This window comes from Tenggerimyces flavus (genome assembly GCF_016907715.1).
GTDB lineage: Bacteria > Actinomycetota > Actinomycetes > Propionibacteriales > Actinopolymorphaceae > Tenggerimyces > Tenggerimyces flavus.
In genome coordinates, this window is the sequence record NZ_JAFBCM010000001.1 from 264,091 (window position 1) to 284,413 (window position 20,323).

Annotated in this window: 16 protein-coding genes; 7 read left to right on the plus strand and 9 right to left on the minus strand. The window is 69.3% G+C overall.

Annotated features, from left to right (window positions below):
- The first annotated feature begins 268 nt into the window (after window positions 1-268).
- Entirely contained in the window at window positions 269-3,118 is a 2,850-nt protein-coding gene (locus tag JOD67_RS01410; RefSeq protein ID WP_205114141.1) for an AfsR/SARP family transcriptional regulator, read from the plus strand.
- 71 nt (window positions 3,119-3,189) lie between these two features.
- Here JOD67_RS01410 and JOD67_RS01415 read toward each other — a convergent pair whose 3' ends face one another.
- From JOD67_RS01415 to JOD67_RS01435, 5 genes are all read right to left on the minus strand, one after another.
- Window positions 3,190-3,708 carry an orotate phosphoribosyltransferase gene (locus tag JOD67_RS01415; RefSeq protein ID WP_205114143.1) on the minus strand — a complete coding sequence of 173 codons (519 nt, stop codon included), beginning with the start codon at window positions 3,706-3,708 and terminating at the stop codon, window positions 3,190-3,192.
- A gap of 5 nt (window positions 3,709-3,713) precedes the next feature.
- Entirely contained in the window at window positions 3,714-6,416 is a 2,703-nt protein-coding gene (locus JOD67_RS01420) for a M36 family metallopeptidase (RefSeq protein ID WP_205114145.1), read from the minus strand.
- A gap of 108 nt (window positions 6,417-6,524) precedes the next feature.
- Entirely contained in the window at window positions 6,525-7,898 is a 1,374-nt protein-coding gene (locus JOD67_RS01425; RefSeq protein ID WP_205114147.1) for an NAD(P)(+) transhydrogenase (Re/Si-specific) subunit beta, read from the minus strand.
- Window positions 7,895-8,191, minus strand: a complete 297-nt coding sequence (locus JOD67_RS01430; protein WP_205114149.1) for an NAD(P) transhydrogenase subunit alpha part 2 — start codon at window positions 8,189-8,191, stop codon at window positions 7,895-7,897. Before JOD67_RS01430 ends, JOD67_RS01425 begins: the two co-directional genes overlap by 4 nt.
- A gap of 3 nt (window positions 8,192-8,194) precedes the next feature.
- Window positions 8,195-9,319 (minus strand): Re/Si-specific NAD(P)(+) transhydrogenase subunit alpha, encoded by a 1,125-nt coding sequence (locus tag JOD67_RS01435; RefSeq protein WP_205114151.1) that lies wholly within the window; start codon window positions 9,317-9,319, stop codon window positions 8,195-8,197.
- Between the two features lie 139 nt (window positions 9,320-9,458).
- On the opposite strand from JOD67_RS01435, the gene JOD67_RS01440 reads away from it, so the two are divergent.
- Both JOD67_RS01440 and JOD67_RS01445 read left to right on the plus strand, forming a co-directional pair.
- Window positions 9,459-10,301: a helix-turn-helix domain-containing protein gene (locus tag JOD67_RS01440; protein WP_205114153.1), complete on the plus strand. Its 843-nt coding sequence runs from the start codon at window positions 9,459-9,461 to the stop codon at window positions 10,299-10,301.
- 111 nt (window positions 10,302-10,412) lie between these two features.
- Complete coding sequence (locus JOD67_RS01445; RefSeq protein WP_205114155.1) at window positions 10,413-10,697, plus strand: hypothetical protein; 285 nt, start codon at window positions 10,413-10,415, stop codon at window positions 10,695-10,697.
- Window positions 10,698-10,838: 141 nt separating this feature from the next.
- On the opposite strand, the gene JOD67_RS01450 is transcribed toward JOD67_RS01445, so the two are convergent.
- The gene (locus tag JOD67_RS01450) at window positions 10,839-11,021 is read right to left on the minus strand and encodes a hypothetical protein (RefSeq protein ID WP_205114156.1); all 183 of its coding nucleotides are present in this window, start codon (window positions 11,019-11,021) and stop codon (window positions 10,839-10,841) included.
- A 129-nt stretch (window positions 11,022-11,150) separates the two neighbouring features.
- Here JOD67_RS01450 and JOD67_RS01455 point away from each other — a divergent pair, with 129 nt between their 5' ends.
- The 4 genes from JOD67_RS01455 to JOD67_RS01470 all read left to right on the plus strand — a co-directional run bounded on the left by JOD67_RS01455 (window position 11,151) and on the right by JOD67_RS01470 (window position 16,619).
- A complete protein-coding gene (locus JOD67_RS01455) occupies window positions 11,151-11,957 on the plus strand; it encodes a GNAT family N-acetyltransferase (RefSeq protein WP_205114158.1) in 807 nt (268 codons plus the stop codon).
- Between the two features lie 58 nt (window positions 11,958-12,015).
- Window positions 12,016-12,642 carry an RNA polymerase sigma factor gene (locus JOD67_RS01460; RefSeq protein WP_205114160.1) on the plus strand — a complete coding sequence of 209 codons (627 nt, stop codon included), beginning with the start codon at window positions 12,016-12,018 and terminating at the stop codon, window positions 12,640-12,642.
- Window positions 12,576-15,692 (plus strand): glycoside hydrolase family 2 TIM barrel-domain containing protein, encoded by a 3,117-nt coding sequence (locus tag JOD67_RS01465; RefSeq protein WP_205114163.1) that lies wholly within the window; start codon window positions 12,576-12,578, stop codon window positions 15,690-15,692. Before JOD67_RS01460 ends, JOD67_RS01465 begins: the two co-directional genes overlap by 67 nt.
- Before the next feature lie 162 nt (window positions 15,693-15,854).
- Window positions 15,855-16,619, plus strand: a complete 765-nt coding sequence (locus JOD67_RS01470; protein WP_205114165.1) for a phytanoyl-CoA dioxygenase family protein — start codon at window positions 15,855-15,857, stop codon at window positions 16,617-16,619.
- A 163-nt stretch (window positions 16,620-16,782) separates the two neighbouring features.
- On the opposite strand, the gene fxlM is transcribed toward JOD67_RS01470, so the two are convergent.
- Genes fxlM through JOD67_RS01485 form a run of 3 tightly spaced genes read right to left on the minus strand, consistent with a single transcriptional unit; the run spans window position 16,783 to window position 20,305 of the window.
- Entirely contained in the window at window positions 16,783-17,952 is a 1,170-nt protein-coding gene (gene fxlM / locus JOD67_RS01475) for a methyltransferase, FxLD system (RefSeq protein WP_205114167.1), read from the minus strand.
- 23 nt (window positions 17,953-17,975) lie between these two features.
- A complete protein-coding gene (locus tag JOD67_RS01480; RefSeq protein ID WP_205114169.1) occupies window positions 17,976-19,142 on the minus strand; it encodes an amino acid deaminase/aldolase in 1,167 nt (388 codons plus the stop codon).
- Complete coding sequence (locus JOD67_RS01485; protein ID WP_205114171.1) at window positions 19,139-20,305, minus strand: MFS transporter; 1,167 nt, start codon at window positions 20,303-20,305, stop codon at window positions 19,139-19,141. The genes JOD67_RS01480 and JOD67_RS01485 overlap by 4 nt, the downstream gene beginning before the upstream one ends.
- Between the last annotated feature and the right edge of the window lie 18 nt (window positions 20,306-20,323).

Here is a 20,323-nt window from a genome sequence, read left to right on the forward strand (position 1 = left end):
ACTGACCTACTCTGACCAGCCCAGGCAACCTCGGCAGTCGTCTGGCGCGTCCTGGACTACCGTGTGTGCTGGGACGGACGAAAGCGCGAGGTGGGCCATGACGGGTGCGCAGGGTGCCCAGACTTCCGGGCAGGTGAAATGCCGGGCCGCCTCCCCCTGTCGGTGCGGCCCGACAATTCCACGCCCCCCGTACCCCCTGACTCACCGCTGGTGCCGAGAACTACTCTCCGCTACCTCGCTAAAGACCCGCTAAAGAACCCGCCGCCTGATGGAGTTCCGCGTTCTGGGGCCGCTCGAGGTCCTTCACAACGGTGACCCGCTCAAGCTCGGCGGGCCGAAGCAGCGCGCCGTCCTGGGGGTGCTGATCGCGCACGCCGGGCACGCTGTGCCGGTCGCGCGGCTGACCGACGAGCTGTGGGGCGACGACCCGCCGCCGACCGCCGCGACCGCGCTGCAGGTGTACGTCTCCGCGCTCCGCAAGGTGCTCGGCGACCGCGTGGTGAGCTCGCGCGGGACGTACCTGCTCGACCTCACCGGTGACGACCTCGACGCCGAACGGTTCGAGGAACTGGTCGCCCGCGGCCGCGGCCACCGGGCCGAGCATCCCGCCCGGACGAGCGCCGACCTCGGCTTCGCGCTCGCGCTCTGGCGCGGCGACGCGTACGCCGACCTGCCCGGCGGCCCGACGCTGCAGGCCGAGCAGGCCCGCCTGGACGAGCTGCGCCTCGCGGTCGTCGAGGACCGTGCCGAGGCCGAGCTCGAGCTGGGCAAGCACGCGCATCTGCTGTCCGAGCTGGCCGGCCTCGCCGTTCAGCACCCGACGCGCGAGCGGCTGATCTCGCTGTACATGCTCACCGCGTACCGCTGCCGCCGCGTCGGCGACGCGATGCGCGCGTACGAGACGCTGCGGACGAGGCTGCACGACGAGTACGGCGTCGAGCCGAGCCAGGAGACACGTTCGCTGGCCCGCTCGATCTCTCGCCGCGACCCGACCCTCGACGCGCCGTGGCCGGAGTGGATCCCGGCGCCGACCAGCCGGTTCGTCGGCCGCCGGCGCGAGCTGGTCCAGCTCGGCGATCAGCTGCCGCGGACCCGGTTGCTCACGATCACCGGGCCTGGCGGCGCGGGCAAGACGCGGTTGTCGCTGGAGATCGGGCGCGAGGCCGTTCACGACCATCCGGACGGCGTCCGGTTCATCGACCTGTCGTCCGCGCCCGTCGGCAGCTCGGTCGCCGCGACGATCGCCGGCGTGCTCGGCGACCGCGAGCAGCCGGGCATCGACCTGCTGGACACGCTCGCGACCGAGCTGCATCGCTCGCGGGTGCTGTTGATCCTCGACAACTGCGAGCACCTCGTCGACGACTGCGCGAAGGTCTGCCAGTACCTGCTCGAGCGGTGTCCCGGCGTACGGATCCTCGCGACCAGCCGGGAGCCGCTCGGCATCGGCGGCGAACGGGTGTGGCCGCTGTCCGGGCTGGCGCTGCCCGTGGCCGGCGACGTCAGCGAGGTCGCGGCGCGGAGCGAGTCCGTACGCCTGTTCGCCGACCGCGCGCAGGCCGCGGCGCCGACGTTCACACTCGGTCCGGGTCCGCTCGCGACCGTGTCGGAGCTGTGCCGCCGGTTGGACGGCATGCCGCTCGCGATCGAGCTGGCCGCCGCGCAGCTGCGGACGCAGTCGCTGGACGAGGTCGCGTCCCGGTTGGGCCAGCGGCTGGACCTGCAGGACGCGCGGTCGCGCACGCTGCCCGAGCGACACCGGACGATGCGCGCCGCGATCGACTGGAGCCACCGGCTGTTGTCCCCGCGGGAGCAGGCGACGTTCCGAAGGCTGTCGGTGTTCAAGGGCGGCTTCACCCGCGACGCGGTCGAACGGGTCGCCGCCGACGTCGCGGGCTTCGCGCCGAATGACGCGGCCGAGGTGTTCGATGCCCTGACCCAGTTGGTGGATCGTTCGCTCGTCGTCGCCGAGTCCTCGATCGACAACGGTGCGGTCGGGACGCGCTACCGGATGGTGGAGACGATCGCCGCGTACGCCGCCGAACGGTTGGCGGAGTCGCGCGAGGAGCTGGCGACGCGCGTACGCCATGCCGCGTGGGTGACCGACCTCGCCGAGGCAACCGACAAGGCGTGGGCGACCAACAAGAACGCGACGCTGATCCTCGCCGTCGAGCACGACAACGTCCGGGCCGCGATCGAGTGGACGCTCGGGGATGGGCAGGATCCTCAACGGGCGTTGCAGATTGGCTCGTTGGTCTGGTGGTTCTGGTGGACCCGCGGGCTGATGGAGGAGGGACGCGACCTGCTCGAACGAGCGCTCGCCGCGTCCAGCTCGGAGCCCTCGCAGCAGCGCGGTGCGGCGCTTCGGGCGGCGGCCTCGTTGGCGCGCAGCAGCGGTGCGTACGCCGCGGCGTACCGGCTCGGCGAGGAGTGTCTGCGGGTGAACCGCGCGATCGGTTTGGAGCGTGGCATCGGGTTCGCGCTGAACTCGTTGGCGATCACGTTGCAAGCGCAGAACAAGATCGAGGACTCGTTGCTGTTGCTCGCCGAGTCTCGCGAGCGGTATGCCGAGGCCGGCGACGAACGTGGGCAGGCCTCGGCGCTCAACAACATGGGCAACAGCCTGCGCGCGTCCGGTCGGCTCGAGGAGGCCACTGAGTCGTTGCAGGACGCGCTCGAACGCTTCCGCAAGCTGTCCGATCGCCGGGGCGAGGCCGCTGTGCTCACCAACCTGGCGATCTGCGCGCGCCGTTCCGGCGACGTGCAGCGGTCACGCGACCTGAGCCTGCACGCGTTGACGCTGTACACCGAGCTGGGGTTGGCCGAAGGGCAGACCGACATCTTCGACTGCCTGGCCTGGTGCGAGCTCGCCGAGGGCCGCGCGCTGTCGGCGCTGCGGTTGCTCGCCGCCGCGGACCAGGTGCGACGCCGGCTGGGGTCGCCGCGGTTCAGCCCGGACGAGATCGCGGACTACGAGGACGCGATCGCGCGGGCGCGCAAGTTGGTCGGCAGCCGGGCTTCCGCCTTGGAACGCGCCGCCGAGGAGGTCACGCTCGACGACCTCGTGGCCGAGATCCTGCACGACGCCTCCACGTCGCCCGAGCTGAACGCCGCCGGCTAGCTCCCCTCCCTCGAAGAGGTTCGAATGAAGGGCACCTTCATTCAATAGGTTCGAATGAAGGGACCCTTCATTCAAACCGTCAGCGCGTCGAGCTGGTCGCCGGTGAGGACGGAGCGGACCTGGATCCCGTTGCTGGCAAGCTGGTTCGCGGCGGGAGCCCGCCGGTCGATCGCGCACAGAACGGTGTCGGCCTTCCCGCCCAGCCCCCGGATCGCGTGCGCGGCGTCGATCACGGCACCGCCGGTGGAGATCACGTCCTCGACGAGCAGGACCTCGCGCCCCGCGCAGTCGACGCCCTCGACGAGCTTCTGGGTGCCGTACGTCTTGGCCTGCTTGCGGATGAACAGCACGGGCAGCCCGGTGACCTGGCCGAGCAGGGTCGCGATCGGGATTCCGCCGAGCTCGAGCCCACCGAGCAGCTCCGTGCCGGTCGGTACGAGCGGCGCCATCGCGTCGACAACCCGGCGCAGCAGCACGGGATCGGTCTCGAAGAGGTACTTGTCGAAGTAGTGCGTCGCCGTGAGCCCCGAGCGCAGCGTGAACTGACCAGTCAGGCGGCTACGTTCGTTGATCTGTCGAGCGAGATCCATGGACCTCAGGCTAGGCCCTGGATGTACGCGGCGACGGCCCGGCCGCGTTCGGCGTCGTAGCCGACGAAGTAGGGCACGCCGTCCGGCCCGCTGAACGGCAGCAGGGTCGAGCGCTTGTACGGCAGATCGCACACCGTCGTCGGGATCAGCTCGCCGTCCAGCACGCGGTAGATGGTGAAGCCGCGCCGCGCCGCCGACGCCATCAGCACTCGGGTCTCGCCCTGGCGCGTGAACGTCCGCAGGTTCGTCCACCCCGGGCTGAGCAAGGCGGAGTTGACATCGACGAACGAGGCGGAATCCTCACCAGGCTTGACGATCGAGGACCCGCCGGTCGCCTCGTTGTAGCGAACGAGCAGCGGCTCACCGTCGACCTCGAGCGACACGAGCGAGGTCCAACCCGGCTCCCAGGTCGCGTCGAGGACGGTCGCCGTACCGGAACCGTCCTCCTTGACCTGGTCGACCTGCACCCGCCCCGACTCGGTGTCGTAGAAGACGAGGTGCGCGTGCCCGCCGACCGCGAGCGTCCCGACGTGCGTCCAGCCCGGCGTGCCCGCCACCTCGGAGCTCGGCGCATAGGTTCCCGAACGGAAGTCCAGCTTGCCGATGCGGCATTGCCCGTTCTCGCCGTCGTACGTCAACAGCAGGTTGTCGTGCCCGTTGCGGAACGGAACCAGCGCCGTGCAGCTTCCCGCCCACGGCGTGACGCCCCACTGTTCGATCAGCCGTGCCTCGTCGTTGATCAAGTAGGTATGGAGATTCCGCCCCGCCTCGTCGTACCCGACCAGACCGGCCAAGGTGGGGAACGTGGTGAGGTTGGAGAGTTTCGGCCGCAGCGCGGACTGCCGGTACTCGACGTACTCCGGGCCCGCCGGAGTCGTGTCGGGCTCGAACTCGCTCGGCGACAACGCCCGCGCGTACCCGCTGAGTCCCTGTCCGGCAAGCACCTGCTGGAGCACGGCGCGCGTCCCCGAGCTGACCGAGAGGTTGTCCCGTCCGCTGGCCAGGCGGTCCCGGTGCGCGGCGAGCAGATCCTCGCGAGCGTCTTGCAGGCTTGGGTTTTCGATCGTCTTCCACGAGTCCGCGACGACCTGCAGCAGGTGCCCGCGCGCCTCGGGAACGACGACGGCACGGTCGAGCGCGAGCAGCGTCGCCGCCCACCGTTCGCCGATGCCGAACTCGTCGAGCTCGCGGTCGGACAGGTCGCCGAGCGTGGCGTGGTACGACTCGTCGTACGGCACACCGCGCAGACCTTTGGGATCACCGGTCGACCGCGGCGCGATCGCGGTCGCCCGGGTCAGCGCGCACGCGACGTAGTCGCTCCAGCCCTCGGCCAGGCCGCGGCTCTGCGGCCACTCGAGGCTGGCGGAGTTGGCGTGACCGCCGACGAGCTGGCCGGTGACGCCGTGGAAGTACTCGTGCAGCACGACGGTCGGGTCGAGCGCGTCGTGCGTGACGTCGCGCGTGCCGAGGTGCAGGGTCGGGCCGCCGTCGAGCACGTTCAACGGGTCGCCCGGGTCCCACCAGCTGCTGTCCTCGTCGTCATGCACGAGAACGGTCGTCCGGTCCGTGCTCACCGACGGGTTGCCGCGGATGTAGCTGCCGTCGCCCTCGCGGAAGCCGACCATGTGCGCGACGTCGTACGCCGTGCAGCTGAGGAAGAACGCATTGAGAACGAACTGTTCGTCGCCCTCCGGATCGGCCGGCTCGAACGCGAGCGAGAGCGTCTTACCGGTCCCCCGGCCGCTCATCGGGTCGCCGGTTTCGGCGTCGACGGCGTGGATCGTCGGGCCGCTCGTCTCGTTCGCGGCCACCCAGTCGGTCGGGACGCTCGGGTCGCGGTCGAGTCCGCGCAGGTCGAGGAGGAAGTTGGGCTGGTCGACGGCGCGCGGGATCAGCTGCAGACCCCGTTCGCCGTCCGCGCTGAGCGGGTAGACCAGCGCGGTCGCGGCGATCCTTCGCGTGACCTCCTGCCGGTAGAGCAGGGTGCCGTCGTGCGCGTCGATCAGCACGCGCCAGCGACCTTCCTTGCCAGGAAGGAGGAACGAGGACTCCCAGGCGAGACGAAGATCATCGGGCTGCCAGAACCAGCGCAGCCTGGTCCGTACGACGTCGCCGAACGGGCCTTGCTCGAACGAGTGTGGGCGGTGCAGCTCGTCGGGCTTGCTCGCTTGTACGTTCGCCTCGAACGTCTCGTTGCTCACGAAGGTGGCAGCCTTGACGATCGCCTCTTCGGCGTCGAGCGTCGGCGCGAGATCCGGTGCGTTCTCGATCGTCACGAGCCGCGAGGAGATCTTCTGCACGAGGCCTTGCGGGCTGAACCGTACGGTCGCGGAGGCCTGGAAGATCGGCAGCCGTTGCCAGGTCTGGGCAAGGTGCACGACTGCGGCACCACTGGACAAAAGGGAGATCACGGGGGCTGTGGCGAACTCCAGCGCGCTGCCTTCGGGCGCGCCAAGCAGCCGCGACACCCGACGGTCGGTGAGCACGGCGAACGCGTCGCCCGCCAGATCGCCAGTACTCGACGAACCGGTCGGGTCGACGTCGACGGCCGTCGGGTTCTGAGTGAACCCGTCAACCCTCTGCACGCGGAGTTCTGCGACTTCGACGCATTGCACACCATCGGCGGCGGCTGCGAGCGCATTGATTCGGTCTTGTGCTACTTCGACCAGATTCCAACGGGTCTCGCGGACGTCGAAGGACTCGCTCATGTGAGCCCCTTTCCCCCCATTCTCCCGGGAAAGTCCAGCAGACGGTGCGGAGAGGCGCAACCGATTCAGCGATTGTTGCGGAGAGCACCCAGGCGACTACTTGTCTGTCTAGAGTGCCTTGACGGCGCTGACCAGCTTCGTCAAGGACGCCTTGGCATCGCCGAAGAGCAGTGTGGTCTTGGGATCGTAGAGCAGCTCGTTCTCGATGCCGGCGAACCCGGGGCGCATCGAGCGCTTCATGAACACGACGGCTTTCGCATGATCGGCATCGAGGATGGGCATTCCCGAGATCGGCGATCCCTGCGGGCTGCGCGCGGCCGGGTTGACGACGTCGTTCGCGCCGACGACGAGTGCGACGTCGGCGCTCTTGAACTCGGGGTTGATCTGTTCCATCTCGACGAGCTGCTCGTACGGGACGTTCGCCTCGGCGAGCAGAACGTTCATGTGGCCGGGCATTCTGCCGGCGACGGGGTGGATGGCGTACGTGACCTCGATGCCGCGTTCGTTGAGAATGTCGGCGAGTTCTCGCAACGTGTGTTGGGCTTGCGCGACGGCGAGCCCGTACCCGGGAACGACAATGACGCGCTGCGCGTAGCCGAGCAGGACGGCGATGTCCTCGGCGGGCGCGGACTTGACGGGGCGCTGGCTCTCGACGCTCGCGCCGAGGGTGGAGCCGCCTCTGAGTGCGCCGAACATGATGTTGGCTACGGAACGGCCCATCGCCTGCGCCATCAGCTTGGTGAGCAGCGCACCGGCCGCGCCGACGAGCGTGCCGGCGACCAGCAGGAGCGTGTTGCCGAGCAGGTAACCGCTGGCGGCGACTGAGAGTCCGGTGAAGGCGTTGAGGAGGGAGATGACGATCGGGACGTCCGCGCCGCCCACCGGGAGGACGAGGAGGACGCCGAGTCCCAACGCCACAAGGGCGAGAACGACGCCGATGAGCGTGTTGCCGGTGGTGACGACGAGGACCGACAGCGCAAGGGCGGCGATGATGGCGCCGCCGAACAGCCACTGCGCGCCTGGCGGAACGATGGGGCGGCTGGTCATGAGTTCTTGCAGCTTGGCGAACGTGATCGCCGAGCCGGAGAAGGAGATCGCGCCGATCAGGACGGTGAACGCGGTGGCGACGAGCGGGATGATCGCGGACCCGCCGACCTCACCGAGCTCGAGCAGCGCGACGAGCGCGGCCGCTCCACCGCCGACGCCGTTGAACAGCGCGACGAGCTGCGGCATCGCGGTCATCGCGACCCTGCGCGCGGCGACCGCACCGACCAGTCCGCCGAGCAGGATGGCGATGAGGATCGCGACCAGGTTGCTCGGCCGTTCCGCGAGGAACACCAGCACGACCGCGAGCACCGCGCCGACCGCTCCGACGGCGTTGCCCCATCGGGCGGACCGCGGCGACGACAACGCCTTCAGCGCGAGGATGAAGCAGACCGCGGCCAGCAGGTAGCCGGCGTCGATCCAGACGCTTTCGGTCATGGACGCTCGACCTGCTTGCGGGGCTTGAACATCTCGAGCATCCGGTCGGTGACGACGAATCCGCCGACCATGTTGAGCGTGGCGAGGAAGACGGCGACCAGCCCGACGATCAGCTCGATCGCGCTGTCCGCTCGTCCCGCCACCAGGATGGCGCCGACGAGGATGACTCCGTGGATGGCGTTCGCGCCAGACATCAACGGGGTATGCAGAATCGTCGAGACCTTCGCGATGACCTCATACCCGGTGAACGCACTGAGCACGAAGATCGTCAACAGCACAATGCCTTCTGCCATGACCTATCCGACCTCCCCCAACTGGTCCTGGGTCAAGTGGTGCCGCACCTCGCCCGCGTGCGTCACGCAGCTCCCGGCGATGACGTCGTCGTCGAAGTCGATCTCGACGTTGCCCTCCTTGAGCATGAGCAAGAGGAAGTTGACAACGTTCTGTGCGTACAATCTGCTTGCCGGCAAGGGCATCTGGCTCGGCACGTTCCGGCCGCCCCAGATCGTGACGCCGTTGACGTTCAGTTCTTCGCCGGGCTTGCTGCCCTCGACGTTGCTGCCCTGTTCGGCGGCGAGGTCGACGACGACGGAGCCGGGCTTCATGCCGTTGACCATGGCGGCGGTGACGAGGAGCGGCGCCGGCCTTCCGGGCACTGCGGCGGTGGTGATGAGGGCGTCGGCGTTCGCGACGTACGGGGTGAGGAGCTCGCGCTGCTTGGCTGCTCGTTCCTCGGTCATCTCCCGCGCGTACCCACCGGTGCCGCCGAGGGCTTCGAGGGGCAGCTCGACGAACTTCGCGCCGAGGCTGCGGATCTCCTCCGCGGAGGCTTCGCGGACGTCGTACGCCTCAACCATCGCGCCGAGCCGCTTGGCGGTGGCGATGGCCTGCAGGCCCGCGACGCCGGCGCCGAGCACGAGCACGCTGGCCGGGCGGACCGTGCCGGCGGCTGTCATGAAGAGCGGAAAGAACCTCGGCAACCGTTCGGCGGCGACGATCGCGCACCGATAGCCGGCGACGAGGGCCTGACTGGAGAGGGCGTCCATGGACTGGGCGCGGGACGTTCTCGGGATGAGGTCCATGGAGAAGGTGGTGACCTTGCGGTCGCGGAGGATGCGGACGAGCGGGAGCTCCTGGATGGTGGGGAGGAACGAGACGGTGACCGTCCCCTCCGGCAGGTGCCGCACGTGCGCGAGGTCGGGGGGCTGGACGCTGAGCACGACCTTGGCGTTGTCGATGGCGTCGTCGCCGACGTACGCCCCGGCTGCGCGGTAGTCATCGTCGCTCGCATGCAGCTCAGCCCCGGCATCGGGCTCGACCGCGACCTCGAACCCCGCCTCCGTGAGCTTCGGAACCAGCTCCGGCACCACAGCAACCCGGCGCTCACCAGGCCGCCTCTCCCTGAGCACCGTGATCCTCACCCGGGGCACCCTAACTGATCATCGCGTGGGGCGACCCCGCCGTCGCGCGGCCGCCGTTCGGAATCCGCGTGGCTGGCCTCGGACAGGCGGGGAGGGCATGGTCAACTTCTGGGCGCGCACCACTAGAGTCCATGGGTACATGGAGACGCCTGAGCGCTATCAGCGGGATCACGAGAAGCTCTCGGCTGGGCTCCGCGAGCTGCGCAACGCGGCCGGGTTTACCGGGCGTGAGGCGGCTAAGCGCGCGGGGATGAGCCAGCCGAAGATCTCGAAGATCGAGAACGCGTTGTTGCTGCCGAGTGCGGCCGACGTGGAAACGTTGCTGCACGTCTACGGGGCACCGCAGGAGCAGTTCGACGGGCTGCTCGACCTCGCCGCGGTGTTGCACACGACGTACGAGAGCAACCGCACGATCGTGCGCCGCGGGGCGGCTCGGCGACAGCGCCAGATCGCGCAGCTCGAGGCGGAGGCGACGACGGCGCAGTACCTGTCGATCTCGCTGATCCCGACGTTGCTCCAGACCGCGGAGTACGCGCGTCGGGTGTTCGCGCTGGACCTGACCGGAAACGATCTCGCCCGCGCGCTGGATGCCCGCTTGGAGCGGCAGCATGTGCTCTATCGGGAGTCCAAGTCGCTCTCCTTCATCTTGACCGAGGCGGCGCTGCGCTGGCAGTTCGGGCCGGCCGAGGTGATGCGGACGCAGCTGCTCCACATCGCGTCGCTGTCGACGTTGCCGAACGTGTCGATCGGCATCGTGCCGTGGACGGCCGAGGTCTCGGTGGTGCCGATGCACAACTTCGAGATCTTCGACGACAAGCTGGTGACGGTCACCTTGGAGACCGTGTCGATGACGTTCCAGGACCCGCAGGACGTCCTGCGCCATGGGCGCTTGTACGCCGGGCTGGACAAGGCCGCCCTGAAGGGTGACGAGGCCCGGGCGCTGCTCAGCAAGATCGCCGAGGAGTTCCGCGCCCTCGACTGAGCACTGCTCGTCATCGTCCCGCTGATCCTTCCCCGTGATTCTCGCTGTCGCTTGCTTGATTCGTTCCGTTGCCGAATACTAGCACGCATGCCGACGGAATGGAGCCAGTCGATGACGGAGCGCGAATCACCTCTGCCGGACCGCCTGGTGCTTGCCGTCCGGACGGCATGTGAGTCCGACGACCCGTCGCGAGTGGACGCGGCGATCGCGCGAGCCGTCCTGGAGGCGCTCCTCGTCGAGCTCCCCGAACACTTCGGCCCGGAGGCACACCAGGCTTACTCGTTCTGGCTGAAGAACCGGATCGCCGCCCTCCGCGCTGGCAGGCACTTCCAGCCCTGGGTGATGACGACGAGCTATCAGCGCTATCCCCAGCTCCTGATGTGCGATCCCCTCTGACCAACCCGGGGAACTCGCTGCAGGGTCGGCAGCGGGTTGTCGGACCTGGGGCGCCTCCGCCCCGTTGCCGCCCGACCGGAGGCGCCCCGGGTCCCTTAGCCAGCGCGAACGAGGAGGACCTGCCCGCAGACAACGAGGCTGCTAGCCCATCGGTGGGCCCTCGGAGCCGAGGCGGTGGGTGTAGATGCCCGACACGATCGTCCGCACCCGTTCCAAGGCGGTCTCGTCGTCCGGGGAGATGGCGCGGTCGTCAACGCCGTCTTCGAGGATGGCATTCAGGGTGTCGATCGTCGCCTCGATCTGCCGCGTCGTCACGCTCAACATCGCAGCACCTCTCGCTGCTCGCCTCTTGTCGATCCGGTCGCACCGCACAGTACGCCGGCATGGGCAGGAAGGACGTAGAGTGCCGGGGGCGCTGGGTGGATGGCCTGGCACGGTTCCGAGGGAGCTTGGTTGATCGAGGTTGACGGCGGGGAGCGGGCGAGGGCTTATCGGGACGCCTACACGGAGCAGGTTCGCGGGCAGGCTCACGAGGGGGATGGGCGGACGTACGAACGCTCCGGCCCCGTCGTACGCAGCTATGGCAACGGCCGGCCGGGGTTCGTCGGGTACCAGGATCTCCAAGGGCTAGCAGGCGACGAGCTAGACACGTTCATCAACGAGCAAAGGGACTTCTTCAAGGAACGCAACGAAGAGTTCGAGTGGAAGTACCACGGCTACGACCTTCCGGCGGATCTCCCCGAGCGTCTCGTCAAGGCTGGATTGACGCCGGACGACGAGGAGATGATCATGATCGGCGAGGCCGCCGACCTCGCCACGGACGCCAAGGCCCCCGCAGGCACAAAGATCAGGCAGGTCGATCAGCACGACGACTTCGTCCGCATCGCCGCGATGGAGACCGAGGTCTGGGGCTTCAGTCATGACTGGCTCGTCGACCACCTCGCCCAGGAGGTCAAGGCCGGCGGCATCGTCCTCGCCGCAGAGGCAGAGGCAGAGGCGGAAGACGGCAAGGTGGTGTCCGCCGCCTGGCTCCACCTCAACCAGGGCACCGAGTTCGCGGGCCTCTGGGGCGGCTCGACCCTGCAGGAGTGGCGCGGCAGAGGCATCTACAAAGCCCTCGTCGCCGCACGAGCCCACAAAGCCGTCGAACGAGGATTCCGCTACCTCCAGTCCGACACCTCCGAGGACAGCCGCCCCATCCTCGCCCGCCTCGGCCTCCTCCCGGTCGCCACCACCACCCCCTACAACTGGCGGCCGTGAAGCGTTTCGCTCCCAACGGCGAAGTACAAGAAACAAGCCGAGCCCGAGGGAGCGACCCATGTCCGCCGTGCGCCCACCGACCGACGCCGACGTCGTGGCCAGGTCGATCGACGCCCCGGACGCGTTCCTGCTGATCTACGACCGCTACATCGGTGACCTGCACGGCTACCTCGCCGCAAGGGTCGGCCAGGCCAAGGCCGACGATCAGGCCCCAGCCGTCCTCCGCCGCGCGTTCACCAGGCGACACAGGTACGACGAGACCCAGCGCACCGTACGACAGTGGCTCCAGGACCTCGCCAGAACGACCAAGAACCCCCGGCCAGGCCCACCAGAGCCACCCGCCCGCGAGACCGTCGTCCTCGGCCGCAACCGCCTCCGCGACCTCATCGACGCCCCACCCCGCCGTAGCAGCTGGCTCGGTTCGGCGGCCCTCGCCACCACCGGTGCCGCCGCGATCGTCGCCGCGATCGTGCTCGCCACCGCACCCAGGGCCGAGATCCCGCGCGACCTCCCCGACCTCACCGTCCCGGCGAACGTCACCTGCGTCGCCCAGCCGTGCACCGGACCGTTACCGGCAGTCGTGTCACGACCGCTGATCCCGTGTGGTGAGGTGAGGCTATGCGAGACGCCTACACCGCAACGGGTCCGACCACCGCGCTCCCTGTCTGGGAAAATCCCGAGCTGACCGGCACGGGCCGCCTCCGCACCCGCGCCACGCTGCTCCCCTATCCGTCAGCCGACGAAGCCCGAGCCCAGGAGAACGCCAGGGTCCTCGAGCTCGACGGTGACTGGTCGTTCCGGCTGGTGGGACATCCTGACGAGACCCCGAACGACTTCCCCGACCCGGCGCTGGACGTCTCGGGCTGGGATCACGTCGCGGTGCCGGGAAACTGGACCATGCAGGGGTACGGCCGCCCGCAGTACACCAACGTTCGGATGCCGTTCGCCCCGAACCTCCCGCCGAAAGTTCCGGTGGACAATCCGACCGGCCTGTACCGCACGACTTTCGACCTCCCCCAAAAGTGGTACGGCCAGCGACTTGTGCTCCACCTCGGTGCCGCGATCTCGATGGCCTCGCTCTGGTTGAACGGCGTCCCCGTCGGCCTCGCCAAGGACTCGAGGCTGCCGAGCGAGTTCGATATCACCGCGATCGCCCGCGAGGGCGAGAACGTCCTTGCCGTCCAGGTGATCCAGTGGTCCGACGCCAGCTACATCGAGGACCAGGACCAGTGGTGGCAGGCCGGCATCCAGCGCTCGGTGTACGTGTACGCCACCCCGGCCACCCACCTCGCCGACCTCGCCGCGGTCGCGACCTACGACCACGAGAAGGGCTCCGGCGAGCTCGGCGTCTTCGCCAGCGTCGGCGACCTCCCCGGCAAGGGCTGGAAGGTCACCAGCCAACTCCTCGGCCCGGACGGCGAGGTCGCGATCGACAGCCTGGAAGGCGAGGTGGCGCTGCAGTCCGAGGACGCGCCCGGCCTCGGCGCGGCCGGGTTCGGCGCCACGCTCGCCAAGGTCCGGCCGTGGTCGGCCGAGCAACCCAACCTCTACACGCTCGTCGTCAGCCTGCGCGACCCCGACGGCAACGAGGTCGAGGCGACCCGCACCCGCGTAGGCTTCCGCACCGTCGAGATCCGCGACCGCGAGCTGCTCGTCAACGGCAAGCGCGTCTACATCAAGGGCGTCAACCGGCACGAGCACCACGACCGCTTCGGCAGCGCCGTCCCGCGCGAGACCGTGCTCGAGGACGTACGCGTCCTCAAGCAGTTCAATGTGAACGCCGTGCGCACCTCGCACTACCCGCCCGACCCGTTCTTCCTCGACCTCGCGGACGAGTACGGCTTCTACGTCATCGACGAGGCGAACATCGAGGCGCACGCGAACTACAACACGATCTGCTCCGACCCGAGGTACCAAGCCGCGTTCGTGGACCGGGTCAGCCGCATGGTCCTGCGCGACCGCAACCACCCGAGCATCATCTCCTGGTCGCTCGGCAACGAGACCGGCTACGGACCGAACCACGACGCCGCGGCGGCCTGGGTACGTCGCGTCGACCCGACGCGTCCGATCCACTACGAGGGCGCGATCGCGCCGGACTGGTCGGCCGGCCACCCGTCGAGCGATCTGGTCTGCCCGATGTACCCGTCGATCGATCGCATCGTCGAGTGGGCGAAGACGACGAACGACCATCGCCCGTTGATCATGTGCGAGTACGCACACGCGATGGGCAACAGCTGCGGCAACCTCGCGGACTACTGGGAGGCGATCGAGTCGCACCACGGCCTGCAGGGCGGGTTCATCTGGGAGATGCTCGACCACGGAATCGTCAAGCAGGCTGAGGATGGGCGGGAGTACTGGGGGTACGGCGGCGACTTCGGCGACGAGCCGAACGACGGCAACTTCGTGTGTGACGGGCTGTTCTGGCCGGACCGTACGCCGCATCCGTCCATGTGGGAGGCGAAGCGCGTCTTCCAGCCGTTCGCGGCGAGCCTAGTCAACGACGACTTGCGCATCGACAACAAGTACGACTTCCGCGACCTGTCGCATCTCGCGGTCTCGTGGGAGGTGGCGGTCGACGGGGTCGTGGCGTCGTCGGGCCAGCTGCCCACGTTGTCGACGCCGGCGGGCGGGCAGCAGGTGCTGTCGGCGCCGTGGTCGGTACCGGACCTCGAGCCGGGGCAGGAGACGTACGCGACGCTTCGGTTCGTCGACTCGACGGACGTTCCACTGATCGGCACCGGGCACGAGGTCGGCTGGGTGCAGATCCCGCTCGGCACCGGAGTGGTCCAGCCCTCGCCCACGAGCGCCGGGCCAACGAGCGTGGAGGAAACCGAAGCAGGCTGGACGATTCGGGGTCCACGGTCGGTGCTGGTTGTCGGGCGTACGGGTGCCGTGTCCTGGTCGGTCGACGGCGTCGACCTGGTCGCGAACGGCCTGAGCGCGAACGTCTGGCGCGCGCCGACCGACAACGACGGCATCCAGTTCGTCGTCCTGGCTGGCCATCACCAGCACCAGGTGCTCGCCAAGTGGCTCGAGGTCGGCCTCAACCAGCTCGTCGCCCAGACCGAGGAAGTCTCGGTCCAGACCGACGATGCGGGCCGCGCGGTCGTCGTACGCCGCGAACGCCTCGTACCAGAAGGGAAAGAGCTCGGGCTCACCCACGAGTGCCGGCTGGTGGTGTCCGGCGACGTGCTCGAGGTCGCGCACTCGTTCGCCGTCGACGCCGGGCTGCCGGACCTGCCGCGGATCGGCGCCGCGGCAGTGCTGCCGGCGGGCTTCGAGACCGTGGAGTGGTTCGGTCGCGGCCCGCACGAGAGCTACGTCGACCGCAAGCTCGGCGCGGCGGTCGGCCGGTGGAACGGCACGATCGACGAGCAGTACGTGCCGTACATCCTGCCGCAGGAGCACGGGAACAAGACCGACGTACGCTGGCTCGCGGTCCGCCGCGCCGACGGTGTCGGGCTGCTCGTCTCCGCGCCGACGCCGATGGAGGCGAAGGCGTCGCACTACTCCGACGCCACCCTGGACGCGGCGAAGCACACGATCGACGTGGTGCGCGAGGACGTGACGTACCTGTCGATCGACGTCCACCAGCGCGGCCTCGGCGGGGCGAGCTGTGGGCCGGACACGTTGGAGCGCTATCAGGTGCCGTCGGGCACGACGTACGAGCTCTCCTACCGCCTGCTGCCGCTCACCGTCGACGACGATCCGGGGACGATGCACCGGGCGCGGTAATTCGGTGGCGCGCTCCGTCACCCGGGCGTAGCGTCGCCGGCAACAACCACATAAGCACCCGGGCGTTAAGCGAACTTCAGCACCCGGGACCAGTCGACACCACGTCGGCTGGTCCCGGGTGCTTTTTGTTTCTCCCGGGGACGACGAACCAGGAGGTGGCGCATGTTGACCGACGAGCAGCGCAGGGCTTTCGACGAGCAGGGTCTGCTCCGTCTGCCCGGGGCCGTGCCGCGCGCCGAGGCGGAACGGATGGCCGAACGGATCCACGCCGCTCTGGCGACCGAAGAGGTGGCCCGCCACAACAGCGACAACGAGTGGCTCCGGACGCGGCCGGGCGGGTTCAAGCAGCTCAAGAAGGAAGGTGCCTTCGACGCCGTTCTCGACAGTGACGTGCCGGCCGCGCTGGACGAGCTGTTCGGCGTGGATGCGTGGACGCGACCGCGCGGCTGGGGCAATCCGGCCGTCACGTACACCACCGACGCCGAGTGGGAGCTGCCGACCGGCTCCTGGCACGTCGACATGCCGCCCACGGAGGACGGCCGGTCGCGCTCGGTGACGGTGTTCGTCATCCTGACCGAGCTGCGGCCTCGCGGCGGTGGGACGTTGATCGTCACGGGATCGCACCAGCTCGTCAGGCGCTTCGGCCAGCCCGACGTGCACAACCGGGCACAGCGCCGGATCCTGGGCGCGATCCACCCGTGGCTAGCGGATCTGTGGGGCCGTAAACCGTTACCGGACCGCCGCCGGCGCTACGTCGAAAACGGTGCCGTGATCGAGGGCGTTCCCGTCCAGGTCGTCGAGCTGACCGGCGATCCCGGCGACACGTTCCTCATGCGGGGCGACACGTTCCATGCCGTCGCCCCGAACGCCCTTGTCGAGCCGCGGACCATGCTGATCAAGGGCATCCCTCTCCAATCCCCGGCGTGAACTAGTCGGTGAGCACCGATACCGCTTTACCTGGCGAGTGGGTGCTCTACGCGGGGTGTATCCCACGTAGAGCGGCAAATGATCATGTAAACATGATCATTTGCCGCCACTCGGGAGCCATCGGAGAGCCATTCCGTCGCTCCAGCCACCCACGTCGCGGGCGCTAATCGGTGGGGAGCGTGAGGGCGAGACGGGTGTGGTGCTTGTCCACGACCGCCCGGCCGGCAAGCTCGGAGTCGGGCGTGCCGGCCGGGTAGACGTCGATCTTCAGCTTCTCCATGCTCGGCCGACCAGCGGATTCCCAAGCCAGCAACGAGGTCGCGAGCCGTTCGGCCAGCGAGGCGGCGGACGGTCCGTACCCGAGAACCGCCAGCTCCACCGCGTCCACCTGGCGATCGACACCCTCCTCGAACGGCGCCAGATGCGTGAGGCTGCCGTCGGCGACCATCCCGAGTCCGGTCCCGTAGTGGCCCTCCAGGTAGACCCGGCCGTAGTCGGGCTCACGCAGCGCCAGCCAGGGGTCGACGCTCTCGTACAGCTCGCGCCCCGTCGCCGACACGGCCACGGGAAGCCGCACCGGCGGCGCGTCCAACGTCGGCAGCTCGACCGGCCGCCCGTCGTCGACCACCACGGTCAGCCGCGGATCCGTCCCGATGACGTACGTCCGAGCCGGCCCCGCGAAGGCACCCTGCATCGTCATGAACCCACAAGGCACCACGCTCTTCGACCGCAGCACGCCACCCTCGTTCACGAACGAAATCGACCGCTGTACGCCTCGAATCCCCAACGGCAGCACGAGAATCCCACCGGGAGCGAGCTGCTCGAACCAAGCCGGCGGGATGTCCCACGCACCGACGGTCGCGATGATCCGGTCGTACGGCGCACCGTTCGGCGCGCCTCGCCCGCCGTCGCCGCACAGCACCCGCACAGCGGCGTACCCGGCCGCGTCCAGCCCACGCCGTGCGCGTTCGACCACGTCCGCGGCGATGTCGACGGTCGTCACCAGCTCGGATGCGCCGACGATCTGGGCCAACAGAGCCGCGTTGTAGCCCGTTCCGGCGCCGACTTCCAGCACGCGCATCCCGGGTTCGAGCGACAGCTGCTCGAGCATGATCGCCACGATCGACGGCTGCGACGCCGAGCTCGTCGGGATGCCGTCGGCGTTCTGCTTGGTCACCAGAGCCTGGTCGGCGTACGCGCGTTCGACCGGCACCTCGGGGACGAACACGTGCCGCGGCACGGTCTCCATCGCCGCCGCCACGACGGGATCGGTCAGCGTGCCTTCCCCCCGCAACGTCGAGACGAGCTCCATCCGCAGGCTCTCCGCATCCATAAGGGGAAAGACTGCCAAGAAACTCAGCCGAACGTATGCCCCTCTCCGCGATACGTCGGCACGGTCGCGACGAGTTGATCACCGGACACCAGGTGAACGACGTCGAAGCGCTCACACATCTCGCCGGCCTTCGCGTGCCGCATCCAGACCCGGTCGCCGACGCGCAGCTCGTCCGCGACCACGCCGCGGACGGGCGTCTGCACCTCGCCCGCGCCCTCGCTGACCGTCGTCACCAACCCGGCCGGCAGGTACGGGCTCGGCAGCCTGCTCCGACCCGCCGGACCGGATGCCGCGTAGCCGCCGGAGAACAGCGTCGCCACCCGCGGACCGGGCCGCCGTACGACGGGCAGCGCGAACGCGGCCGCCGGGCGCGGATGAAAGGACCGATATCCGTCGAAAAGCGCCGGCGCGAACAGCCCCGAGCCGGCCGTCAGCTCGGTTACCTCGCGCCCCGCGCCGCTCGTCTCCAGGCTCCCGGTGCCGCCGGCGTTGACGAACTCCAGCGGCATCACCGCCTGCACAGCGGCCACCACCTCGGCGCGGCGCGAGGCGATCTCCGCCGCGGAGCGGCTCTTCATCCACCGCACGACCGGGTTCAGGTCGGGCAGGCCGGCGATCTGCGCCTCGTACGTCATCAGCCCGACCAGCTTGAACCCCGGCCGCCCGACGACCGCACGCGCCAGCGCGACGGCCTGGTCGGGCGTGCGGATCGGCGACCGGCGAGCCCCGATGTGCAGGCCGAACGGCTGCCACGACGTGTCGATGTCGACGCACACCCGTAGGACCGGATGGTCCGACCCGAGCACGGACGCGACGAAGTCCAGGTGCGCCACGTCGTCGATCATCAACGTGATCCGGCTCGCCAGGTCCTCGTCGGCGGCCAGCTCCAGCAGCGCCGAACGGTCGACGGTCGGGTAGCCGATGAGGACGTCGTCGATGCCGTGCCTTACCAGCCAGATCGCCTCGGCGAGCGAGAAGCCCATCACGCCACGGAACCCCGGCCGCGCCAGCACCTCGTCGAGCAGCGCGCGTACGCGAACCGACTTGCTGGCAAGGCGAATCGGTGTCCCGTTCGCACGGTGCACCAGGTCGGCGGCGTTCGCGAAGAACGCGTCCACGTCGATCACCGCGAACGGCGGATCGAGGTCCGCGGTTGCGAAGTCGTACGCCTTGCGTAGATCGTCCGTCACGCTGGTTCTCCTACCGTCGCCACAGGAGTTCGCGGGGCGAACGCCCTTGCCACCAAAAGGATCAGACCGGCGAGGACCAACGGGATCGCGAACGCAAGGCGGAGTTGACCGGCCGCGTAGACCGTTCCGATGAGCACGCTGCCGAGGATCGTTCCGGCATAGTTGAACAGGTTCAGTCGCGAGATCGCGACGTCAGGACGGCCCGGCGCCGCGGCCGCGGCAGCCGTGAACGCGAACGGGGCGACGACGGGCAGCCCGAGGCCGGTGACGAAGAACCCGGCGATCGCGAGCAGCGGGCCTGGCGCGGCGACGATGCCGAGCAGGCCGATCATGCCGATCACCGTTCCCGCCTGGACGACCCGTACCGGACCGAACTTGCCGGCGAGCCGGTCGGCGAAGGCGCGGGTCACGATCGAGCCGACCTGGTAGCCGGCCAGCCCCAAGGGGGCGATCGCAAGCGAGGCGTGCAGCGCCTCCTGAAGGTAGAGCGCGCTCCAGTTCAGGCCGCCGGAGTCCATGACGTAGAACACGACGACCGCGACGCCGACCAGCAGCAACGGTCGCCAGGGAACCTTCTCGGTCGTCAGCTGCGCGGCGACGACCTCGGGGGTCTCGCGGACGAACGACGGGCCGGCGACGAGCATGGCGGCGATCCCGACCAGGGTGAGCACGCCGAGGGACGGGCCGAGCGACCAGCCGAGCGCCGCGGTCGCGGAGGCGTACAGCGCGCCGGCGACGCTCGCGATGCTCCAGACGCAGTGGAAGCCCGCCATGATGCTGCGGCCGTAGAGCTCCTGGACGGCGATGCCCTGCGCGTTCATCGCCGCGTCGATCGCTCCGACGCCGAAGCCGTACAGGACGAACGCGGCGAACATCAGCGGCAGGGTGGGCGCGAACGCGGCCGCCCCGGCGGCCACCGAGACCACCACCATCCCGCCGCGCAGCGTCCAGGAGCTGCCCACCCGCTGCGCGACCGCGCCGGCCGCCAGGCTGCCGCCGCCGGCGACCACGGCGATCGAGAGCACGACCAGCGTGACCTCGGTTTCGGACAGCCCGTGCGTGGACTTGAACACCGACAGCTTGGACAGCAGCGTCGCCAGCACCATGCCCTGGATCCAGAACGCGGCGGAGACGGCGATCCTCGCTCGTCGGTGCGCGAGCATGGCGGCTCCTGGGGTTGC

Excerpts from the sequence above, each read along its gene's own strand:
- JOD67_RS01470 (WP_205114165.1), top strand. The coding sequence starts at position 15,855 with ATGTTGACCGACGAGCAGCGCAGGGCTTTCGACGAGCAGGGTCTGCTC.
- JOD67_RS01415 (WP_205114143.1), bottom strand. The coding sequence starts at position 3,708 with ATGGATCTCGCTCGACAGATCAACGAACGTAGCCGCCTGACTGGTCAG.
- JOD67_RS01460 (WP_205114160.1), top strand. The coding sequence starts at position 12,016 with ATGTCCGCCGTGCGCCCACCGACCGACGCCGACGTCGTGGCCAGGTCG.
- JOD67_RS01485 (WP_205114171.1), bottom strand. The coding sequence starts at position 20,305 with ATGCTCGCGCACCGACGAGCGAGGATCGCCGTCTCCGCCGCGTTCTGG.
- JOD67_RS01465 (WP_205114163.1), top strand. The coding sequence starts at position 12,576 with ATGCGAGACGCCTACACCGCAACGGGTCCGACCACCGCGCTCCCTGTC.
- JOD67_RS01425 (WP_205114147.1), bottom strand. The coding sequence starts at position 7,898 with ATGACCGAAAGCGTCTGGATCGACGCCGGCTACCTGCTGGCCGCGGTC.
- JOD67_RS01450 (WP_205114156.1), bottom strand. The coding sequence starts at position 11,021 with ATGTTGAGCGTGACGACGCGGCAGATCGAGGCGACGATCGACACCCTG.
- JOD67_RS01430 (WP_205114149.1), bottom strand. The coding sequence starts at position 8,191 with ATGGCAGAAGGCATTGTGCTGTTGACGATCTTCGTGCTCAGTGCGTTC.
- fxlM (WP_205114167.1), bottom strand. The coding sequence starts at position 17,952 with ATGGATGCGGAGAGCCTGCGGATGGAGCTCGTCTCGACGTTGCGGGGG.
- JOD67_RS01445 (WP_205114155.1), top strand. The coding sequence starts at position 10,413 with ATGACGGAGCGCGAATCACCTCTGCCGGACCGCCTGGTGCTTGCCGTC.
- JOD67_RS01410 (WP_205114141.1), top strand. The coding sequence starts at position 269 with ATGGAGTTCCGCGTTCTGGGGCCGCTCGAGGTCCTTCACAACGGTGAC.
- JOD67_RS01440 (WP_205114153.1), top strand. The coding sequence starts at position 9,459 with ATGGAGACGCCTGAGCGCTATCAGCGGGATCACGAGAAGCTCTCGGCT.
- JOD67_RS01420 (WP_205114145.1), bottom strand. The coding sequence starts at position 6,416 with ATGAGCGAGTCCTTCGACGTCCGCGAGACCCGTTGGAATCTGGTCGAA.